Origin of the sequence: Caldimonas sp. (assembly GCF_046289365.1) — a bacterium.
Classification (GTDB): Bacteria; Pseudomonadota; Gammaproteobacteria; order Burkholderiales; family Burkholderiaceae_C; genus Caldimonas.
The window spans coordinates 1-5,656 of record NZ_JBKBVU010000200.1; the positions used below are offsets into that span (position 1 = coordinate 1).

The window sequence follows — 5,656 nt, forward strand, 5'->3', positions numbered from 1 at the left end:
TGGGAACGCCTGCGCCCGGCCCAGCGCCCCTGGCCCACGCCACCGGCTTGACGCCATGCAAGACCGCCGCGGCTGCCCGGTGAGCACCGCCAGTGATGCGGCGCTGGATCACCTCGAGCAGGCCCTGTGGCGCCTGTCGTCCTTCTACGGCGACCCGCTGGCCGACCTGGACGCCGCCAGCGCCGCCGACCCCGGCTGGATGCTGCCGCATGTGATGCGTGCGGGCTTCCTGCTCACGCTCACCGAACGCCACCTGCTGGCCCCTGCGCGCGAAGCCCTGGAAACCGCTGCACGTTGCTGCGGCAACGCGCGCGAGCAAGCCCACCTCGCGGCCGCGCAGCGCGCCTGGGCCGGCGACTGGCAAGGCGCCTGCGAGCTGTGGGAGCGCCTGCTGCTCGACCACCCTTGCGATCACCTCGCCCTGCAGCTCGCCCATCTGTTCGACTTCTATCGCGGCGACGCCCGCGAACTGCGGCTGCGCGTGGCCCGCGTGCTGCCCGCATGGCCGCGCGACGATGCGCTGTATCGCTATGTGCTGGGGATGTACGCCTTCGGTCTGGAGGAAAACCACCTCTACCCGCAGGCCGAGGCCGTGGGCCGCGAGGCCCTGGACGATGGCGCCCGCGTGCCCTGGGCTGTCCATGCCGTGGCCCATGTGATGGAGATGCAGGGTCGCCACGACGAAGGCCGTGCCTGGCTGCACGCACAGCGGCGCAACTGGTCGGAAGACGACAACGGCCTGCGCGGCCACAACGCCTGGCACCTCGCGCTGTTCTACCTGGAAGCGATGGACCTGACGGGGGCCCTGCAGGTCTACGACAGCGAAGTGGCCCCGCTGATCGAGGGCGGCCTCACGCTGCAACGCCTGGACGCGGCCGCGATGCTGTGGCGCCTGCAACTGCTGGGTGCCGACGTCGGCCCACGATGGCAAGCGCTTGCCGCCCGCTGGGCGCGGGACACCGAGGCCGTCGGGCACTATGCCTTCAACGACGCCCATGCGCTGATGGCCTGCCTGGGCGCCGGGGACGTGGCCGGCGCCGAAGCCCTGCTCGCGCGGGTGATCGACCAGGCGCAGACCCAGCCCGGGCTCCACCGTGCGATGGCCCAGGAGGTGGGCCTGCCGCTGATGAGCGGGCTGATCGCCTTCGCCCGACAGGACTGGGACGCGGCCGTGGCGCATCTCGCCCCGCTGCGCGCCGTGGCGCATCGCTTCGGTGGCAGCCATGCCCAGCGCGATCTCATCGACCTGACCCTGATGGCGGCCTGCTCACGAGGCAGTCACCGTTCGCTCGGCCGCGCGCTGCTCAACGAACGGCTGCTGGCCAAGGGCTCCACGCCGCAGGTGGCGTACTGGCGATCCCGGCTGGGCTAAACCCAGGGCTGGGGCAGGGCCTGCTGTTCGAACACGCGCTGGATGGCCGGCCGGGCCAGGCCGCGCTGCAGATAGGGCGCCAGATGCGGCAGTGCGCGCGCCGGGCGCTTGAAGTGGCGCGTCCAGCGGCACAGCATCAGCGCATAGGCATCCACCGCGGTGTAGCGCTCGCCCAGCAGCCAGGGTTGTCCGTGGCGGGCGAGTTCGGCGTCGAGCTGGTCGATCAGCGTGCCCACCTTGGCTTCGGCGGCCTGCTTCACCTCGGCCACCGCGCCGGGCGTGCTGGCCCAGCGCTCGGGGTAGAAGTAGACGATGAGCGTGGCCTGCAGCGTGTTGGTCAGCCACACCAGCCATTTGTAGAAGTGCGCCCGCTCGGGCGTGCCCAGCGCGGGTGCCAGGCCGGCCTGGGGGTGCGTGTCGCACAGGTGCAGGCAGATGGCCGCGGATTCATACAGCACCAGGTCGCCGTCGACCAGCACCGGGATCAGCCCATTGGGGTTGAGCTTCAGGTACTCGGGTGACTTGTGAGCGTTTTTCGTGCGGTCCACCAGCACCAGCTCGTAGGGCACCTCCAGTTCCTCCAGGAGGATGTGGGGCGCCATCGAAGCGGTGCTGGGGTAGTGGTGCAGTTGCAGCATGGGCAGGGGCCTTCGCGAAAGCGTCGTGCGCATTGTGAGGCGTACGACGCTGCGAGGGTTCACTGTGGGCCCAGGAACTGCTGGAAGAACCCGCGGATCAGGGCGGTGCAGAAGGGCGGGACCAACTCGCTGTGGTAGCGAGCCACAGCAGAGGTACCGGCGGCAGTCTTCGCGTTCTGGAACCCTCCGTAGATGAGATCCCCCACGGTCCCGGCCGGCAAGGTGCCACGGTCTTCCAGGTCAAAGCCCAGGGCCTGCATCTGCGCTGGCAGACGGCTGTTCAGGTCCGCCAACATCGCGCCTTGGTTGATCGCAAAGAAGACGGTCGGGTCTTGAGCGCCGGAGCACATGGCCACCGGGCGGGTGGGTGTCCAGCCCAGCAGGGTGTTGCGTTCCATCGCACGGCGGAAACCGTTGTTGGGATTGGTGACGTAGTCCTGCCGGTAGCTGTCGAGGATCAGGCCATCGGGGTGGGTGCTGTTCTGGAAGAGCTTGACCGTGAACGTGGGGTCGTTGGGCAGGCGACTTTGCATCACCAAGGTCTCGATGCTCGACGTGCTCGGCAGCAGCGATTCGATCGTCGCGGCGTACGCCGGGTTGTAGGCCTGCGCCGGGCTGGTGTAGACGTCGCCGTAGGAGCGCTGGTAGCTCGTGAGCAGCAGCGGCGTGAAGAGCACAGCGCCGGCGTTGATCAGCTGGGCTTCGTTGATCAGGCGCCCGAACTCGGCCAGGTTATAGGGGCCGGCCATCGGACCCGAGGCGGTCACGGTGAACTCGCCCGCGTGGTCGCGCTGCAGCGTGCGGTGCGTGGCCATGGCCACGTGCCCCCCCTGCGAGTAGCCCGTGATGAACAGCGGGCCGGTCGGCTGCGGTCCGCCGGCCACCTGCAGTGCGCGGCGTGCGGCCCGCAACCCATCGATCATGTCCACCGCCTGGGCCTCGGCGTTCAGGTAGGGGTGCCAGTTCTGGCTGGAGCCCGCATAGCCCAGGTAGTTCGGCGCCACGACGATGTAGCCCTGCGCGGCGAACATTGCCAGCACGAGCTGGGTTTCGTCGTCGGCGAGGCTGGCCATGTTCTTGCGGCTGTCCAGGCTGGTGCCGTGGGCGTAGAGCATGACCGGGCGCGCGCCCGAGCAGGCGGCCGAGGCGCCGCTGGGCACCAGCACCCCGGTGGTGGCCTCGGCCTCACGGCCGCGCGGGTCGCGCGTGACGTAGCGCACCTGGTGCGCGACCACACCGCACTGGGCAGTGCCGGACAAGGGCTGCAAACCGGAGTGCTGCGTGCCCTCATCGATCTGCGCCGTGCTCAGGCTGCCGACCACGCTGGCCGAGACGACCGCGCCGCGCGGGGCGTCGCCTCCACCGCCACAAGCCGACAAGAACAGGAGGGTGGCGGCCGCCAGGGCGCCCAGGGGTCTGGACAAGGTCATGAAGCGCCTCTCAGGAAAGGGGGTTGCAAGAGCGGTTGGGGAGTCCGAAAACGAACGGTCGTTCGATATTGTTCGCCGGCACTATAGGGAGCCGTGCGCCACACATCCACCGGGCAAAACCCGCCCCCGGGTGTGTCCTAGGACGCTTGGCCCCGCAGGGTCTGGGTGCATCGCACAGGGCCGCCCCGGCTGGCCGCGCCACGTTCCCACAATGCAGGGATGACCACTCTCGTTTGGTTCAAGCGCGACCTGCGCGTGCACGACCATGCACCGCTGTCGGCCGCCGCCCAGGCGGGGCCGGCGCTGGGGCTTTACGCCATCGAACCCGACTGGTTGGCCAGCCCCGAATGCGACGCCCGCCATGTGGCCTTCGTGCTGCAGGGGCTGGCGTATCTGCGTGCACGGCTGGCCGACAAGGGCCTGCCGCTGCTGGTGGAGTGCGGCCCGATGACCGAGGTGCTGGAGCGCTTGCACCGTCGTTTCGCACTGACCCGGCTGTTCAGCCACGAGGAGACCGGCCCGGGGTGGACCTACGACCGCGACCGCGCCGTGGCCGCGTGGTGCCGTGCGCGGGGCGTGGTGTGGCAGGAGTGGCCGCACACCGGTGTGGTGCGGCGCCTGCGCTCGCGCATCGGCTGGGCTGCGCGGTGGGCCGCACGCATGAACGCCGCCGAATGTGCCGAGCCGTCAGGCTTCACCGCTCCGCAGCTGGACCTGCCCGAGCTGCCCACGCTGGCGAACTTGGGCCTGGCGCCGACCGATGTGCCGTTGCCCGAGGCCGGCGAAGAAGCGGCGCTGGCCACGCTCGACGACTTCCTGCAGCGTCGGGGCCGACACTATCGCCGGGATCTCTCCAGCCCGCTGAGTGCGGCCAGCGGCTGCAGCCGCCTGAGCGCCCATCTCGCCTTCGGCATGGTGTCGATGCGCCGCGTGCACCAGGCCACCGAGGCGCGCATCGCGGCGCTGCAGGCCGAAGGCGATGCGGCCTCGCGGCGCTTTGCGCATGCGCTGCGCGGCTTTGCGGGGCGACTGCGCTGGCACTGCCACTTCATGCAAAAGCTCGAAGACGAGCCCGAGATCGAGTGGCGCAACTTCTCGCGCGCCTGCGACGGCCTGCGCGAGCCGGCCTTCGACCGTGTGCGCTTCGAGGCCTGGTGCCGCGGCCAGACCGGCTACCCGATGGTGGACGCCTGCATGCGTTCGCTCGTGGCCACCGGCTGGCTCAACTTCCGCATGCGCGCGATGCTGGTGAGCTTTGCGGCCTACCACCTGTGGCTGCACTGGCGCGAGCCCGGCCTGCACCTGGCGCGCCAGTTCCTCGACTTCGAGGCCGGCATCCATTGGAGCCAGATGCAGATGCAGTCGGGCACCACCGGCATCAACACCCTGCGTATCTATTCGCCCACCAAGCAGGCGCGCGAGCACGACCCGCAGGGCGCGTTCATCCGCCGCTGGGTGCCCGAACTCGCCCGCCTGCCGCTGCCCTACCTGGCCGAGCCCTGGACCGCGCCGCCCGAGGTGCAGCGCGCCGCAGCCTGCGTGATCGGCCGCGACTACCCGGCGCCCCTGGTCGATGCCGCCCAGGCGGTGGCCCAGGCGAAAGACCGGCTCTACGCCCTGCGCCGCGAGCCCGGGGCCCGCGCCGAGGCCGATGCCATCCAGGCACGCCACGGCTCGCGCAAGAGTGGCCTGCCGTCCATGGTCGGGCGCATCCGAGCACGTGCGGCCACCCTGCCGCCTGAGCGGCAACGCGACCTCTTTGCCGACGAAGCGGCCTCATGAGTCCCGATCCTCGCAATATTTGGCCTCCCACACCCGAGGCCGCCCGCGAGCGGCTGGCGGCCGTGTGCCCGGCCGAATACGCCCGCAGCCGCAACCATCTCGAGGGTGCGGTGACCCGGTTGTCACCCTATATCACGCACGGCTTCCTGCGTCTGCCCGCGGTGCTGGCGGCGGTCAACGCCCGCCATCGGCTCGACTTGAACCACAAGTTCGTCCAGGAGCTGGGCTGGCGGGCCTATTTCCGTCACGTGTGGCGCCACGAAGGCGAGCGCATCTTCACCAGCCTGCAGGACGGGGTGCTGCCCGAGGCCGCCTATGCCACCGCCTTGCCGAGCGACATTCGCGAAGGCGCCACCGGTGTGCCGGTGATCGACACGGCGGTGCGCATGCTCTATGCCACCGGCTGGCTGCACAACCATGTGCGCCTGTGGCTG

The 5,656-nt window shown here is 70.2% G+C and carries 5 protein-coding genes; 3 read left to right on the top strand and 2 right to left on the bottom strand.

The annotated features are described in order from the left end of the window. Nucleotides 1-1,372 (top strand): tetratricopeptide repeat protein (locus tag ACK42S_RS15120; protein WP_409709323.1); only part of this gene is annotated, 1,372 nt, incomplete at its 5' end. Here the strand turns inward: ACK42S_RS15120 and ACK42S_RS15125 are convergent. Next, on the bottom strand, nucleotides 1,369-2,010 hold the full coding sequence (locus ACK42S_RS15125) for a glutathione S-transferase family protein (RefSeq protein WP_409709326.1): 642 nt from the start codon (nucleotides 2,008-2,010) through the stop codon (nucleotides 1,369-1,371). The genes ACK42S_RS15120 and ACK42S_RS15125 overlap by 4 nt on opposite strands. A gap of 59 nt (nucleotides 2,011-2,069) precedes the next feature. Then, nucleotides 2,070-3,440 (bottom strand): alpha/beta hydrolase family protein, encoded by a 1,371-nt coding sequence (locus tag ACK42S_RS15130; protein ID WP_409709329.1) that lies wholly within the window; start codon nucleotides 3,438-3,440, stop codon nucleotides 2,070-2,072. Between the two features lie 219 nt (nucleotides 3,441-3,659). Between ACK42S_RS15130 and ACK42S_RS15135 the strand changes: the two genes are divergently transcribed. Both ACK42S_RS15135 and ACK42S_RS15140 read left to right on the top strand, forming a co-directional pair. Beyond that, nucleotides 3,660-5,222, top strand: a complete 1,563-nt coding sequence (locus ACK42S_RS15135) for an FAD-binding domain-containing protein (RefSeq protein ID WP_409709332.1) — start codon at nucleotides 3,660-3,662, stop codon at nucleotides 5,220-5,222. After that, on the top strand, nucleotides 5,219-5,656 hold a 438-nt coding region (locus tag ACK42S_RS15140; RefSeq protein ID WP_409709335.1), incomplete at its 3' end, for an FAD-binding domain-containing protein. The genes ACK42S_RS15135 and ACK42S_RS15140, both read left to right, overlap by 4 nt.